Source organism: Pseudomonas sp. TREG-RG-20F-10-E-6-01 (assembly GCF_022662455.1).
Classification (GTDB): Bacteria; Pseudomonadota; Gammaproteobacteria; order Pseudomonadales; family Pseudomonadaceae; genus Aquipseudomonas.
Genome location: NZ_JAKNQP010000010.1, coordinates 82243 through 97611, shown reverse-complemented (window position 1 = coordinate 97611; position 15369 = coordinate 82243). Strand labels below are relative to the sequence as shown.

The following is a 15369-nucleotide window of genomic DNA, read 5'->3' as shown; positions in this document are numbered from 1 at the left end:
TCCGCGTCTCAGTCAAAACTGGGAATAATGTTGGCCTTGTCGATCATATCGATCGGCAACAGGAATTCATGGTCTTCTACCTGCACCACGACATCCTGTTCTTCTACACCGCGCAGAAGGCCCTGAAAGTTGCGTCGCCCTTCAAAGGGAGAGCGCAGCTTGATCTTCACTTGTTCACCGGCAAATTTTGCAAACTGATCAATAGTGAACAGTGGGCGTTCCATGCCTGGCGAGGAAACTTCGAGGGTGTATTCAACGGAAATCGGATCTTCAACATCCAGGACACCGCTGATCTGACGGCTGACAATGGCACAATCGTCCACCAGCACGCCGCCCTCTTTATCGATATAAACGCGCAACATTGAGTGGCGACCTTGAGCCGAAAACTCAATACCCCAGCATTCATAGCCTAGGGCCACGACCACCGGGGCCAACAAGGCCTGCAACTCTTCTAGCTTGCTCGACACCTGAACCCCCTCGTGCATGTATGTGCATGCTGTGCAAAATAAAAAAATGGGCGAAACGCCCATCCTTGAAACGCCGTCGAACAGCGGCGTTGAAAGTGTCCAGCTAACAAAAAGCCCCTTAAAAGGGGCTCCGCTAAAACTGGTTGCGGGGGCCGGATTTGAACCGACGACCTTCGGGTTATGAGCCCGACGAGCTACCAGACTGCTCCACCCCGCGACAAAGCTGGGGCGGAAGTATACGACCGATCCCTTACAGGGTCAATGTAACCTTCCACCTACAAGAAAGCCCGCAACAGCGGGCTCTCCTGATAATTGGTACCGAGAAGGGGACTCGAACCCCTACACCCTATGGGCACAACCACCTCAAGGTTGCGTGTCTACCAATTCCACCACCTCGGCAATACAGCGTTTACAACCCTTCTTACTTCTGCTCTTGAGCTGGAGGTACGTCAGTCGCTGGAGTAGCCGACTTTTGCTCTTGAAGCACCGGGACATCATCAGAAGCCGGTTTTGCTTTTGGTACTTCCAACACTGCTGGGTTTGGGAGACCTACTTGAGTCAGCACATGAGCTTTCTCTTTAGCAAAGTAACCTAACCCCAAGCTGGTTATGAAGAAACCGGCGGCAAGTATAGCAGTAAACTTACTAAGAAAGGTAGAGGAACCTTGGCTTCCGAACACAGTATTTGAAGCACCTGCACCGAAAGACGCACCAGCATCCGCACCTTTACCCTGTTGCAACAAAACCAGGGCAACTACGCCCAGGGCAGCCAACAGATGAAAAACGACTACGACTGTTTCCAGCATTTTTTCAGTTTCCCGCGGCGCGACAGATCGCACCGAACTCATCTGCATTCAGGGAAGCTCCACCAATGAGCCCCCCATCGATATCCGGCATGCCGAACAGTTCGACCGCATTGGCCGCCTTCACGCTGCCGCCGTATAGAAGCCGCACACCTTGCGCGACTTCAGAATTCTCTGCCGCCAACTGAGCGCGGATGGCTGCGTGCACATCCTGCGCCTGTTGCGGCGTAGCAGTCAGTCCGGTGCCAATGGCCCAGACCGGCTCGTAAGCAATGACTGCCTTTGCAAATGCACCAACACCCAGCTCCTCGATGATGCTGCCCAGCTGACGCGAGACAACTTCAAGAGTCTTGCCCGATTCACGTTGCTCCAGGGTCTCCCCTATGCACAACACTGGAATCAAGCCACAAGCCTGTGCCGCTGCGAACTTGCGGTTGAGTGTCCCATCACGCTCGCCCATCATCTGACGGCGCTCGGAGTGCCCGACAAGCACATAGGAACAACCCGCATCTACCAGCTGACTCGGCGAAATCTCGCCGGTCAACGCACCTTGCATGGGCTCCACCGCAGAATTCTGCGCGCCGACCTGAATCGACTTACCTTTCAAGCCATCAACAACCTGGTTGATATGCAAGCAAGGCGGGAAAACCGCAACATCAACACCGCTAGGCAGGGCCAAGTGACGAAGGCCATTGATCAGCTCAGCGACACTGGCGCGGGTACCGTGCATCTTCCAGTTACCAGCTACCATAGTGCGACGCATGCTGTACCTCGTCGGTCAAAGTGGGCGCAGATGTTACCCAACCACATCATCACTGGCAAGCCGAATTCAGGCGCAAATTTCAGTTACCAGTTTTGCCAGGTCTTCGGCATGGCCGCGAACCTGTGTTTCGTCTTCGCCTTCGACCATGACGCGCACCAGAGGCTCTGTGCCGGACTTGCGCAACAGCACCCGTCCACGCCCCGCCATTGCCAGGGTTACGCGCTCGCACGCGTCTTTGACAGCAGGGTGCTCGATCGGGTTTTCGCCACCGGCAAAACGCACATTGAGCAGAACTTGCGGGCACTTACGCAGCGCCTGTCGCGCCTGAGCCAAGCTCTCTTCACGGCGACGCAACGACAACAACACTTGCAGAGCAGCAATAATGGCATCGCCCGTGGTGGTGTGCTGGAAGCAGACAACATGCCCGGAGTTTTCACCCCCCACCTGCCAGTTACGCTCCAGCAGCTCGGCGATCACATACCGGTCACCGACGTTGGCGCGTACGAACGGAATACCCAGCTCAGCCAGAGCGAGCTCAAGCCCAAGATTGCTCATCAATGTGCCGACGACACCGCCTTGCAGCTTGTTACGCTCATGCAGGTCGCGAGCAATGATAAACAGCAGGTCATCGCCATCAACCACGGTACCGGTGTGGTCCACCATCAACACACGGTCGCCATCGCCATCAAAGGCGATGCCCAGGTCGGCATGCTCAGCCAGAACGGCCGCCTGCAACTGCCCCATGTGGGTGGAGCCGCAATTTTCATTGATGTTCAAGCCGTTCGGTTGCGCCGAAAGCACCGTCACGTCCGCACCCAGCTCTTTGAATACACTCGGAGCCACTTTATAGGTTGCACCATGGGCGCAGTCGACAACGATCTTCAGCCCGGCAAAATTGGTACTGCTCGGAACGCTGCTTTTGCAAAATTCGATATAACGGCCTGATGCGTCGTTGATACGCGACACCTTGCCCAGCTTGCTGGACTCAACCACCGTCATCGGTGCATCCAGCAGCTCTTCAATCATCAACTCGATCTCGTCCGGCAACTTGGTGCCCTGGCCCGAGAAGAACTTGATGCCGTTGTCATCGTGGGGATTGTGCGACGCACTGATCACGATCCCGGCTTCAGCGTGAAAGGTACGCGTCAGGTAAGCGATCGCAGGCGTAGGCATTGGCCCCAACAGCATCACATCAGCACCGGCGGCGGACAAACCTGCCTCCAGCGCCGATTCGAACATATAACCCGAAATACGGGTGTCCTTGCCCACCAGAATGCGGCAAGCGCCCATGCTGCGGAACGCCATGCCTGCCGCCCAGCCCAGCTTGAGCATGAAATCAGGAGTAATCGGAAATTCGCCGACCCGACCGCGAATACCGTCGGTGCCAAAATATTTTTTAGTCATAAGTGCTCCGTCATTCTTATTCGGCTGATTCTACAGCGGCAATCATACGCACCACATCGACTGTCTCGGCGACATCATGCACGCGCAAAATTCGCGCACCTTTGGTCATGGCAAGCGCAGCAAGCGCCAGACCGCCGTACAGCCGCTCGCCCACCGGGCGATTCAAGGCCAGCCCTATCATGCTCTTGCGCGAAACACCGACCAACAAGGGCCGACCAAGGGCATGCAGGGCTTCTATATGCTTAAAGAGACTCAAATTGTGCTGGAGCGTCTTGGCAAACCCAAAACCGGGATCAAGGATGATCTTTTCGGCAGCGATTCCCGCTGTGGCGCACTGAGCGATTCGTTCGGCGAGAAACCCACTCACCTCACCTACCAGGTCGTCGTAGTGCGGGCTGTCTTGCATGTTGCCGGGCTCTCCCAGCATATGCATCAGGCACACCGGCAGGCCGGTTGCCGCCGCTGCATACAGGGCACCTTCTCGCTGCAGGGAGCGCACATCGTTGATCAGGCCCGCCCCCAGGCGTGCCGTTTCACGCATTACCGCCGGCGTAGATGTATCAACCGAGATGATGACATCAAGCTCGCGGGCGATACGCTCAACTATCGGCGCGACGCGCTCCAGCTCCTCCAGGGGAGAAACAACACGTGCTCCCGGGCGAGTCGATTCGCCACCAACATCAATCAACGTTGCCCCCGCCAGCACCATAGCCTCGGCGTGACGCAACGCGGCGTCCTGCTGACTGAAACGGCCGCCGTCGGAAAAGGAATCAGGGGTTACATTAAGAATGCCCATGACGTGTGTATGGGCCAAATCAAGAACCCGGTTGCCGCAAGGCAACCGGGTGGAGGACGACGCAGAAGTCATTTCAAACCTTAGTGGTCAGCCGCAGGGCCACCGATCGGGGTTTCAGGGCGTTCGTTCTGAACCACTGGCGGGGTGCCAGAGGTGCCTGAACCGCCTTCCCAGTCGCGAGGCTCACGAGGCGTACGACCGGCCATGATGTCGTCGATCTGGTCGGCGTCAATGGTCTCGTACTTCATCAGCGCATCAGCCATGGCATCCAGCTTGTCGCGGTTGTCAGTCAGGATCTGCTTGGCAGTGCCGTAGCACTGATCAATGATGCTGCGCACCTCGGAGTCGATCAGCTTGGCCGTCTCACCGGAGAAGCTGGCGCTTTGACCGCCGCCGCCACGCCCCAGGAACACTTCGCCATCTTCCTCGGCATACATCAATGGACCGAGTTTTTCCGACAAGCCCCACTTGGTCACCATGTTTCGTGCAATCTGGCTGGCACGCATGATGTCGTTGGAGGCACCGGTGGTCACACCGTCAAAGCCCAAGGTCATTTCTTCAGCAATTCGACCACCGTACAGCGAGCAGATCTGGCTGATCAGCGCTCGCTTGGAGAGGCTGTAACGATCCTCTTCCGGCAGGAACATGGTGACACCCAGCGCGCGACCACGAGGGATGATCGACACTTTGTAGACCGGGTCATGCTCAGGCACAACACGACCCACAATGGCGTGACCGGCTTCGTGATAAGCGGTGTTCTGCTTCTCTTTTTCGGACATGACCATGGATTTGCGCTCGGCGCCCATCATGATCTTGTCTTTTGCCAGCTCGAACTCTTTCATTTCAACGATGCGCTTGCCGGTACGGGCAGCGAACAACGAAGCCTCGTTCACCAGGTTGGCAAGGTCTGCACCCGAGAAGCCTGGCGTACCACGAGCAATCACAGCAGGTGCAACATCGTCGCCCATCGGCACTTTGCGCATGTGCACTTTCAGAATCTGTTCGCGACCGCGGATATCCGGCAGGCCAACCACGACCTGACGGTCAAAACGACCTGGACGCAGCAGCGCAGGGTCCAGTACGTCAGGACGGTTAGTCGCAGCAATGACGATGATGCCGTCATTCATTTCGAAGCCGTCCATCTCCACCAGCAACTGGTTGAGGGTCTGCTCACGCTCATCGTGACCGCCACCCATGCCAGCACCACGATGGCGACCAACAGCGTCGATTTCATCGATGAAGATGATGCACGGTGCGTGCTTCTTGGCCTGTTCGAACATATCGCGAACACGGCTGGCACCCACACCAACAAACATTTCGACGAAGTCAGAACCGGAAATGGTGAAGAACGGCACTTTGGCTTCGCCGGCAATCGCCTTGGCCAGCAAGGTTTTACCGGTACCCGGAGGACCAACCATCAGTACGCCGCGTGGAATACGGCCGCCCAGGCGTTGGAACTTGCCCGGATCGCGCAGGAACTCGACCAACTCACCGACTTCTTCCTTGGCTTCGTCGCAACCTGCAACGTCAGCCAGGGTGGTCTTGACCTGATCCTCGGAGAGCAGGCGCGCCTTGCTCTTGCCGAAGCTCATCGGCCCGCCCTTGCCTCCCGCACCGCCTTGCATCTGGCGCATGAAGAACATGAACACGGCGATAATCACCAGGATCGGGAAGCTGGCGACCAGGAGTTGAGTCCAGATGCTCTGCTGCTCAGGCTGCTTGCCTTCAACGACTACGTGGTTATCCACCAGATCGCCGATCAGACCGTTGTCCTGGATAGCCGGACGAATGGTCTTGAAGCTGTCGCCATCGTTGCGTTTGCCGGTGATCACGTAGCCATCAACCGCTACGCGCTCGACCTTGCCATCCTTAACTTGCTGGATGAAGTCGGAATAGTTGAGGGTCTGCGGCTCGTTAGGGCTGGAGAAGTTGTTCATCACCGTCACCAGGACTGCCGCGATGATCAACCACAGGATCAGATTCTTTGCCATATCGTTCAATTAACTACCCTCTGAAGCAAGCTCCGCTACTGGCGCGCGCTTCGCATGATATTCACCGGCCTAACTTACTACATTACCTACAACTCTGGCAGGCGCCGTCTGTAACCCTTTGTGAAACTTTGACTACACAATATTCGTAAAGCTTCGTGACGAAAGCGATATAAAAAAACCTATCGCCTTCCTCGAATTCCTCAAAAACGCTCTTCACTCGCCGCACCTTCAACACCGCGGAAGCCGCGGCACAGCAGGTATTGCTCCCGAGACCTGTCCCGAGAAGAGTCTGGCTTGCGCGTTTGCACCTTGTCGAACAACTTGCGGATGTTCTTGTGGTACTCGTCAAAACCTTCACCCTGGAAGACTTTCACCAAAAAATCACCACCCGGACGCAACACCCGACCCGCCAAATCCAGCGCCAGTTCACACAGGAACATTGCGCGCGGCATATCGACGGCCGGTAATCCACTCATATTGGGGGCCATGTCGGAAATCACAAGGTCTACCTGCGAATTTCCCACTGCCTCGAGGATCTCTGCGAGCACGGCGTCCTGGGTGAAGTCACCGTGAACAAAGGTCACATCCGGGATGCTGTCCATTTCCAGGATGTCGGAAGCGATCAAGCGGCCCTGCCCACCAATCAGACGACTGGTCACTTGGGACCAGCCACCAGGGGCCGCGCCAAGATCAATAACGCTCATGCCGGGGCGAATCAATTTGTCCTTGTCCTGGATCTCAAGGAGCTTGTAGCTGGCCCGCGAACGGTACCCGTCCTTTTGCGCCTTTTTGACGTAAGGATCGTTGAAATGCTCTTGCAGCCACTTAAGGCTAGTTTTGGAACGGGCCACGGGCCACCTCGAAAAATAAAACGGGTCGTGATTAACTGGGCGGTCCCGGACTCGCTCGGGTAAACTGGCCGCCGCTTTTTACAAGATCAGACGCAGGGGTCAGATTATGCCGCTCACTCAAGAGCAGAAGAAACAGTACAAATCCATTGGCCACCATCTGAAACCAGTTCTGATTGTGGCAGACAACGGTTTGACTGAAGGTGTGTTAGCCGAACTTGAACGCGCATTGGGCGATCACGAACTGATCAAGATCAAGGTCAACATCCTTGACCGCGAAGCGCGTTTGGCCGCCGTTGCAGAACTGTGCAAGGTCGGCAAAGCGGATCTGGTTCAGGTCATCGGCAAGATGGCGCTGCTGTATCGCAAGAACTTCAGCGTCAACAAGCAACTGTCGAACGTACACCGCTTCAAGTAACAAAAGGGTCACGGGCGTGCTTCGCGCGCCCCGCCACTCCATCCTGGCGCCGGTTGTAAAACCAGCACCAAGCCGGAGAACCCTAGCACAAGATAGCTGAATAGCTGCCAGCGCAACGCTTCCGGCAGCCACGTATGCACCACGCAAAACATTGCGCATGCGTACAGCGCCATCAACAGCAGTTGGCCGCGAATATCCCGCCACAAACTCCCCAAGCCCTCGGCCTTGATCAGCACCAGCACCTGGAGCGTCACGCACGCCGCCGCAAAACCTACCAGCAGCGCGCTGAGCAATCCGTCGATTTCATCGATCAGCAACGGCGCCAGGCCAATCAGGCCCAGCGTCGGCAGTAAACCAATGTGTAACAACCACACGCCGCCCACCCAAAGCATCTGGGCAAGCTGCCAAAGCATGGCGCCCGCACGAAGCGGGCGCCGTCTTTCAGATGTGACGAACTTCAACAATCTCGTACTCGATCACGCCACCGGGCGTTTTCACCGCCACCACATCACCCTCTTCCTTGGCAATCAAGGCGCGAGCAAGAGGCGAACCAACCGAGATCTTGCCGAGTTTGAAGTCAGCTTCGTCCTCGCCGACGATGTGGTAAACAACGCGCTCATCCGTCTCGACGTTGGCGATTTCCACGGTGGTACCGAAAATCACCTTGCCGGTATGCGGGATGGTCGTGACGTCGATGATCACCGCGTTCTGCATACGGCCTTCAATGTCACGGATCCGCGCTTCGACCATACCTTGCTGCTCGCGAGCAGCATGGTATTCAGCGTTTTCCTTCAAGTCACCCAGCTCGCGGGCCGTACCGATATCCTGGCTCAGCTTCGGACGGACAACCTTGGTCAGATGGGCGTGTTCCTCTTCCAGGGCCTTGGCGCCCTGGACGGTCATTGGGTATTTGGTCATGCCTTCAATCCTGCGTGTAGATCCTGCAAGCGACGCACGGTCTTTTCCGGACCGAACTTGAGCGCTTCGCAGATGGCTTCGCCAGCAGCAATGGTGGTGGTGCAGTAGATCTTGTGCTGCAAGGCATTACGACGGATGGAGTAGGAGTCCGCGATCGACTGGCGACCTTCAGTGGTGTTGATGATCAGGGTGACTTCGTCATTCTTGATCATGTCGACCACGTGCGGACGGCCTTCCGTCACCTTGTTCACGCGACGCACTTTCAGGCCGGCAGCTTCAATCAGCTTGGCGGTCCCGGCGGTGGCCACGACTTCAAAGCCCAAGTTGATCAGATCACGGGCCACGCCTGCAACCAGCGGCTTGTCATCATCACGCACACTGATGAACGCGGTACCGCCGGTCGGCAGCACTTCGCTTGCACCCATCTGGGCTTTGGCGAACGCTTCACCGAAGGTGTCGCCCACGCCCATCACTTCACCGGTGGACTTCATCTCTGGGCCCAGGATCGGGTCCACACCAGGGAATTTGGCGAAGGGGAACACCGCCTCTTTCACGCTGTAGAAGTTAGGAATGATTTCCTTGGTGAAGCCGATTTCCTTCAAGGTCTTACCGGCCATCACACGGGCAGCAATCATCGCCAGAGAAACGCCGATGCACTTGGAAACAAATGGCACGGTACGCGAAGCACGCGGGTTGACTTCGATGACGTAGATGTCTTCGCCTTGCAGCGCCAACTGAACGTTCATCAGGCCGACCACGCCCAGTTCCAGAGCCATTTTCTTGACCTGCTCGCGCATCTCGTCCTGGATGTGCGCCGGCAGCGAGTATGGCGGCAGCGAGCATGCGGAGTCACCGGAGTGAACGCCCGCCTGCTCGATGTGCTGCATGATCGCGCCGATCACTACGTCGGTACCGTCGCAGACAGCATCCACATCCATCTCGATGGCGCAGTTGAGGAAGTGGTCCAGCAGCACCGGGCTGTCGTTGGACACTTTCACCGCATCACGCAGGTAACGCTTGAGTTCTTCTTCTTCGTAGACGATTTCCATCGCACGGCCGCCCAATACGTAGGACGGACGCACCACCAGCGGGTAACCGATCTTGCTGGCTGCGCGGATGGCTTCGTCTTCGCTGCGCACGGTGGCGTTAGGCGGCTGACGCAGACTCAAGCGCTCAACCATCTGCTGGAAGCGCTCACGGTCTTCGGCACGGTCGATGGCGTCAGGGCTGGTGCCGATGATCGGCACGCCGGCTGCTTCCAGGGCGCGAGCCAGTTTCAGCGGAGTTTGGCCACCGTACTGGACGATCACGCCTTTTGGCTTCTCGACGCGGCAGATTTCCAGCACGTCTTCCAGGGTGACCGGCTCGAAGTACAGACGGTCGGAAGTGTCGTAGTCAGTGGAAACGGTTTCCGGGTTGCAGTTGACCATGATGGTCTCGTACCCGTCTTCGCGCAGGGCGAGAGCGGCGTGTACGCAGCAGTAGTCGAACTCAATGCCCTGGCCGATACGGTTTGGACCGCCGCCCAGAATAATGATTTTGTCGCGGCCCGACGGTGCGGCTTCGCACTCCTCCTCATAGGTGGAGTACAGGTATGCAGTGTCGGTGGCGAACTCGGCCGCGCAGGTGTCAACGCGCTTGTAGACCGGGAAGATATCCAGCTTGTGGCGATGCGTGCGCAGGTTCTTCTCGGTCACACCCAGCAGCTTGGCCAGACGCTGGTCGGAGAAACCTTTGCGCTTGAGGCGGAACATCAGGTCGCGGTCGATGGAGGACAGACCAAGGGTCTTGACCTTCTCTTCTTCCTTGATCAGATCTTCGATCTGCACCAGGAACCACGGGTCGATCATGTTCATGCCGAAGATTTGTTCGACAGTCATGCCGGCGCGGAAAGCATCGGCCACGTACCAGATACGCTCGGCGCCCGGCACGGTCAGCTCGCGCTTGAGCACGCTCATGCTTTCCGGGTTGCTCAGGTCGAGCTTCTCGTCCAGACCGCAAACACCCACTTCCAGGCCACGCAGGGCTTTCTGCAGGGACTCCTGGAAAGTCCGGCCGATGGCCATGACTTCACCGACGGATTTCATCTGGGTGGTCAGGCGAGCGTCAGCCTTGGCGAACTTCTCGAAGGCAAAACGTGGCAGCTTGGTCACGACGTAGTCGATGGACGGCTCGAAGGATGCCGGCGTAGCGCCGCCAGTGATTTCGTTTTGCAACTCGTCCAGGGTGTAACCGATCGCCAGCTTGGCAGCGATACGCGCAATCGGGAAGCCGGTGGCTTTCGATGCCAGCGCCGAAGAACGCGATACACGCGGGTTCATCTCGATCACGACCATGCGGCCGGTGTCCGGGCAGATACCGAACTGAACGTTGGAACCGCCGGTTTCAACGCCGATCTCACGCAGTACCGCCAACGAGGCGTTACGCATGATCTGGTATTCCTTGTCCGTCAGGGTCTGTGCCGGAGCAACGGTGATCGAGTCACCGGTGTGCACGCCCATCGGGTCGAAGTTTTCGATCGAGCAGACGATGATGCAGTTGTCCTTTTTGTCGCGGACAACCTCCATCTCGTACTCTTTCCAGCCGATCAGGGATTCGTCGATCAGCAGCTCTTTGGTCGGCGACAGGTCCAGACCACGGGCGCAGATTTCTTCGAACTCTTCACGGTTGTAGGCAATACCGCCACCGGTGCCGCCCATGGTGAAGGACGGACGGATGATGCACGGGAAGCCCAGCTTTTCGAGGACCGCATTGGCCTCTTCCATGCTGTGGGCGATACCGGAACGCGGGCAATCCAGGCCGATGGACTTCATGGCCTTGTCGAAACGCGAGCGGTCTTCAGCCTTGTCGATGGTGTCGGCGTTGGCGCCGATCATCTCTACGCCGAATTTTTCCAGGACGCCTTCGCGCTCCAGGTCCAGGGCGCAGTTCAGTGCGGTCTGGCCGCCCATGGTTGGCAGCAGCGCGTCCGGACGCTCTTTCTCGATGATCTTGGCAACGGTCTGCCACTTGATCGGCTCGATGTAGGTGGCGTCGGCCATGTCCGGGTCGGTCATGATGGTGGCCGGGTTCGAGTTCACCAGGATGACGCGGTAACCCTCTTCGCGCAGGGCTTTACAGGCCTGGGCGCCGGAGTAGTCGAATTCGCAGGCCTGGCCGATCACGATCGGGCCAGCGCCGAGAATCAGGATGCTTTTTATGTCTGTACGTTTTGGCATGGGTTTGTCACTCAAATCCGCAGGTCAGTCGGCAAGCCGTCTTGAACACTCTTTGAAGAGCCTGCGGGGGCCACCGACATTCGGGGCCGCCCGCAGGCCGCTCAGTCAGCGTCGCTTGGCCATCTCATTGATGAAACGGTCGAACAGCGGCGCTACGTCGTTCGGGCCCGGGCTGGCTTCAGGGTGGCCCTGGAAGCTGAACGCGCTCTTGTCGGTGCGCTCGATGCCTTGCAGGGAACCGTCGAACAGCGACTTGTGAATAGCGCGAACGTTAGCCGGCAAAGTCGCTTCATCCACCGCAAAACCATGGTTCTGGCTGGTGATCATCACAACGCCAGTGTCCAGGTCTTGCACAGGGTGGTTGGCGCCGTGGTGGCCGTGACCCATTTTCAGGGTCTTGGCGCCGGAGGCCAGGGCCAGCAGCTGGTGACCGAGGCAGATACCGAATACCGGAATCTCGGTTTCCAGCACTTCCTTGATCGCTTTGATGGCGTAGTCGCAAGGCTCGGGGTCACCCGGGCCGTTGGACAGGAACACACCGTCCGGCTGCAGGGCCAGCACGTCGCTGGCCGGGGTTTGCGCCGGCACCACGGTCACGCGGCAACCGCGCTCAACCAGCATGCGCAGGATGTTGTACTTGATCCCGTAGTCGTAGGCGACCACGTGGTATTGCAGGTCGGCAGCGGCGATGGTCTCGTGGCTGTCGGTCTTCAAGTCCCAGACAGTGGAGCGCCACTCGTAATGCTCTTTGGTGCTGACAACTTTCGCCAGGTCCATGCCTTTCAGGCCAGGGAAGCCTTGCGCTGCGGCAATCGCCGCTTCTTCGGAAATATTGTCACCCGCCATGATGCAGCCGTTCTGCGAGCCTTTTTCACGCAGGATGCGTGTCAGGCGGCGCGTGTCGATACCGGCGATTGCCACAACATTGTTGGCTTTCAGGTAATCGGACAGCGACATCGTGTTACGCCAGTTGCTCGCAACCAGCGGCAGGTCACGAATGACCAGACCAGCCGACCAGACACGATCAGACTCGACGTCTTCCGGTGTAGTACCGGTGTTGCCGATGTGCGGATAGGTCAGGGTAACAATCTGTTGGGCGTAGGAAGGATCGGTAAGGATTTCCTGATAGCCGGTCATGGCAGTGTTAAACACTACCTCTCCAACGGTTTGACCGTCGGCTCCAATGGCTTCGCCGCGAAAAATGCTGCCATCAGCAAGGGCGAGTATGGCTGGCTTAGTCAAGAAGACCTCCCGTAAATAAAGCCTGAAAGGGCGATCGCAGGTTGTAAAAAAGCGGAGTGACGTATGGACACGTCACCCCGCTTCTTCACTGAATTATTCTGCGCGCTTTTAGTGGACACACTAAAGCTGTAGCTTACAGAAAAAGGCTTTTTTGGTCCACCGCTAATGAGCCTTAAAGGCAGGGGAATGCGACAGGAAGTCGCCTAGCGGGTAAAAACGGGGCCTCAGGATAATCCTGAGGCCCCGTTTTAGCTACTGATTAGTGCAGATCCAGCACATCACGCATGTCGTACAGCCCCGCTTCACGACCTTCCAACCAAAGGGCGGCACGTACCGCACCCTTGGCGAATGTCATGCGGCTTGAGGCTTTGTGCGTGATCTCAAAGCGCTCGCCTTCGGAGGCGAACAACACAGTGTGATCACCCACCACATCGCCACCGCGCACAGTGGCAAAACCGATGGTGTCACGTGCACGCGCCCCGGTATGACCTTCACGGCCATACACCGCGACTTTCGACAGATCACGCCCCAGCGCATCGGCGATGGCTTCGCCCATGCGCAATGCGGTACCCGACGGCGCGTCGATCTTGTGGCGATGATGGGTCTCGATGATCTCGATATCCGCCTCATCACCCAGCACGCGAGCGGCCAGGTCCAGCAACTTGAGCGACAGGTTCACGCCCACACTGAAATTGGCAGCGAAGACGATTGGAATATCCTTGCCCGCCTCCACCAGCAACTGCTTCTGCTCAGCACTCAAGCCCGTAGTACCGATCACCATGGCTTTGCCCGCCTTGCGGCAGAACGCCAGGTTTTTCAGCATCACCTCCGGCAGGGTGAAATCGATCAGCACGTCGAACTCGTCAGCCACCTGCTCCAGGTTGCCCGACAACGAAACGCCGATGCGCCCCAGCGAGGCCAGCTCACCTGCATCCGCACCGATCAACGTGCTGCCCGGGCGGACAATAGCCGCCGTCAGCCCGGAGGCCGGCGAGCGCTGCTGCACCGCTTCAACCAGCGTCTTGCCCATGCGCCCGGCAGCGCCCATTACGGCTATACGTCGCATACTCACTTCCTTACAGGTCGCCGAAGAAGCGCTTCACGCCATCGAAAAAGCCGGTGGTTTTCGGCGAATGGGAGTCATCACCTTCCAACGAACTGCGGAACTCTTCCAGCAGTTCACGCTGACGACGCCCGAGGTTGACCGGTGTTTCCACCGCCACGCGACACATCAGGTCGCCAGCACCGCCACCGCGTACCGGCGCAACGCCTTTGCCACGAATACGGAACTGTTTGCCGGTCTGCGTACCTTCAGGAATCTTGAGTTTGACCCGACCGTCCAGCGTCGGAATCTCCAACTCGCCACCCAGGGCCGCATCGACAAAGCTGATCGGCACTTCACAGAACAGGTGTTTGCCATCGCGCTGGAAGATCGAGTGCTCGCGCACATTGATCACCACATACAGGTCGCCCGTAGGCCCACCTTGAGTCCCCGCCTCACCTTCGCCCGACAGACGAATGCGATCACCGGTATCGACACCCGCCGGCACTTTCACCGAGAGGGTCTTGTACTCTTCTACGCGGCCTTCGCCATGGCAGGAGTCGCACGGATCGGAAATGATCTTGCCCTGGCCATGGCAACGCGGGCAGGTCTGCTGCACCGAGAAGAAGCCCTGCTGCATACGCACCTGGCCGATACCGCCACAGGTTGGGCACGTGATCGGCGAGGAGCCTTTCTTGGCGCCCGAGCCATCGCACGGCTTGCAATTGACCAGCGTCGGCACACGGATATTGACGCTGGTGCCGCGCACGGCTTCTTCCAGGTTCAGCTCCAGGGTGTAGCGCAAATCGCTGCCACGCTGAGCGCCGCCACGCTGGCCGCCACGGCCACCGCCGAAGAAGTCGCTGAATACGTCGCCGAAAATATCGGAGAAATTCTGACCACCAAAGCCAGCACCGCCGCCGCCCATGCTTGGGTCAACACCCGCATGACCATACTGGTCGTAGGCCGCACGCTTGTTGGGATCAGACAGGCACTCGTAGGCCTCATTGGCTTCTTTGAACAGCTCTTCGGATTCTTTGCTATCCGGATTACGGTCCGGGTGGTGCTTCATCGCCAGGCGACGGTAAGCCTTTTTCAGGTCCGCCTCGCTGGAGCCACGCTCCACACCCAACACTTCGTAATAGTCACGCTTTGCCATAAGTCTTTGCACTCTTAAGGACGTTCGGCCAGACCCTCCTGAGCCTTGCCAAACTCGTTGAGCCCCAATACAGGCCCGGACCCAACTCACGTCAATTCAACGATCCTGGTCATAACTGCTTTTAGCCAGGGAGCCGGCCAAAAACGCGGTGACTGTCGCCAGGAAGCAGGAGCATTCCCAGTCACACCGCCAACATCCGAACCTTGTCGTATGTTGTAAAAATTCGCATACCCCAGACACGCCAACGCGGGAGCAAGCTCCCGCGCGGCGACATCCTACCAGTCACCGCTTGATAGCGGTC

14 protein-coding genes and 2 tRNA genes are annotated in these 15369 nt (G+C 57.9%); 1 reads left to right on the top strand and 15 read right to left on the bottom strand.

The features are described from left to right. Positions 1-8: 8 nt before the first annotated feature. The 9 genes from rimP to rlmE form a co-directional block, all read right to left on the bottom strand. Positions 9-467: a ribosome maturation factor RimP gene (rimP, locus tag L8K08_RS24125; protein ID WP_003235029.1), complete on the bottom strand. Its 459-nt coding sequence runs from the start codon at positions 465-467 to the stop codon at positions 9-11. Between the two features lie 140 nt (positions 468-607). Continuing rightward, a tRNA-Met gene (locus L8K08_RS24120) sits at positions 608-684 on the bottom strand. 96 nt (positions 685-780) lie between these two features. After that, positions 781-866, bottom strand: a tRNA-Leu gene (locus L8K08_RS24115). 22 nt (positions 867-888) lie between these two features. After that, positions 889-1272 carry a preprotein translocase subunit SecG gene (gene secG, locus L8K08_RS24110; RefSeq protein ID WP_010206600.1) on the bottom strand — a complete coding sequence of 128 codons (384 nt, stop codon included), beginning with the start codon at positions 1270-1272 and terminating at the stop codon, positions 889-891. 4 nt (positions 1273-1276) lie between these two features. Beyond that, a complete protein-coding gene (gene tpiA, locus L8K08_RS24105) occupies positions 1277-2032 on the bottom strand; it encodes a triose-phosphate isomerase (RefSeq protein ID WP_003194193.1) in 756 nt (251 codons plus the stop codon). A gap of 66 nt (positions 2033-2098) precedes the next feature. Beyond that, positions 2099-3436, bottom strand: a complete 1338-nt coding sequence (gene glmM / locus L8K08_RS24100; protein ID WP_145162150.1) for a phosphoglucosamine mutase — start codon at positions 3434-3436, stop codon at positions 2099-2101. Positions 3437-3452: 16 nt separating this feature from the next. Next, positions 3453-4304: a dihydropteroate synthase gene (gene folP / locus L8K08_RS24095; RefSeq protein WP_242200402.1), complete on the bottom strand. Its 852-nt coding sequence runs from the start codon at positions 4302-4304 to the stop codon at positions 3453-3455. Between the two features lie 8 nt (positions 4305-4312). Further along, positions 4313-6223: an ATP-dependent zinc metalloprotease FtsH gene (gene ftsH, locus L8K08_RS24090; RefSeq protein WP_106579257.1), complete on the bottom strand. Its 1911-nt coding sequence runs from the start codon at positions 6221-6223 to the stop codon at positions 4313-4315. A gap of 200 nt (positions 6224-6423) precedes the next feature. Beyond that, positions 6424-7074: a 23S rRNA (uridine(2552)-2'-O)-methyltransferase RlmE gene (gene rlmE / locus L8K08_RS24085; protein WP_034117848.1), complete on the bottom strand. Its 651-nt coding sequence runs from the start codon at positions 7072-7074 to the stop codon at positions 6424-6426. 106 nt (positions 7075-7180) lie between these two features. On the opposite strand from rlmE, the gene L8K08_RS24080 reads away from it, so the two are divergent. After that, positions 7181-7489, top strand: coding sequence for a YhbY family RNA-binding protein (locus L8K08_RS24080; RefSeq protein WP_106579258.1), 309 nt, complete (start codon positions 7181-7183; stop codon positions 7487-7489). Between the two features lie 8 nt (positions 7490-7497). On the opposite strand, the gene L8K08_RS24075 is transcribed toward L8K08_RS24080, so the two are convergent. From L8K08_RS24075 to dnaJ, 6 genes are all read right to left on the bottom strand, one after another. Next, positions 7498-7902 carry an MFS transporter gene (locus L8K08_RS24075; RefSeq protein WP_106579259.1) on the bottom strand — a complete coding sequence of 135 codons (405 nt, stop codon included), beginning with the start codon at positions 7900-7902 and terminating at the stop codon, positions 7498-7500. Positions 7903-7930: 28 nt separating this feature from the next. Further along, complete coding sequence (gene greA / locus L8K08_RS24070) at positions 7931-8407, bottom strand: transcription elongation factor GreA (RefSeq protein WP_083356716.1); 477 nt, start codon at positions 8405-8407, stop codon at positions 7931-7933. After that, complete coding sequence (gene carB / locus L8K08_RS24065; RefSeq protein WP_145162157.1) at positions 8404-11625, bottom strand: carbamoyl-phosphate synthase large subunit; 3222 nt, start codon at positions 11623-11625, stop codon at positions 8404-8406. The genes greA and carB overlap by 4 nt, the downstream gene beginning before the upstream one ends. A 105-nt stretch (positions 11626-11730) precedes the next feature. Further along, positions 11731-12867 carry a glutamine-hydrolyzing carbamoyl-phosphate synthase small subunit gene (gene carA, locus L8K08_RS24060; protein WP_242200400.1) on the bottom strand — a complete coding sequence of 379 codons (1137 nt, stop codon included), beginning with the start codon at positions 12865-12867 and terminating at the stop codon, positions 11731-11733. Positions 12868-13126: 259 nt separating this feature from the next. Then, on the bottom strand, positions 13127-13933 hold the full coding sequence (gene dapB / locus L8K08_RS24055; RefSeq protein ID WP_242200398.1) for a 4-hydroxy-tetrahydrodipicolinate reductase: 807 nt from the start codon (positions 13931-13933) through the stop codon (positions 13127-13129). Between the two features lie 10 nt (positions 13934-13943). Beyond that, on the bottom strand, positions 13944-15068 hold the full coding sequence (dnaJ, locus tag L8K08_RS24050; protein WP_119741042.1) for a molecular chaperone DnaJ: 1125 nt from the start codon (positions 15066-15068) through the stop codon (positions 13944-13946). Between the last annotated feature and the right edge of the window lie 301 nt (positions 15069-15369).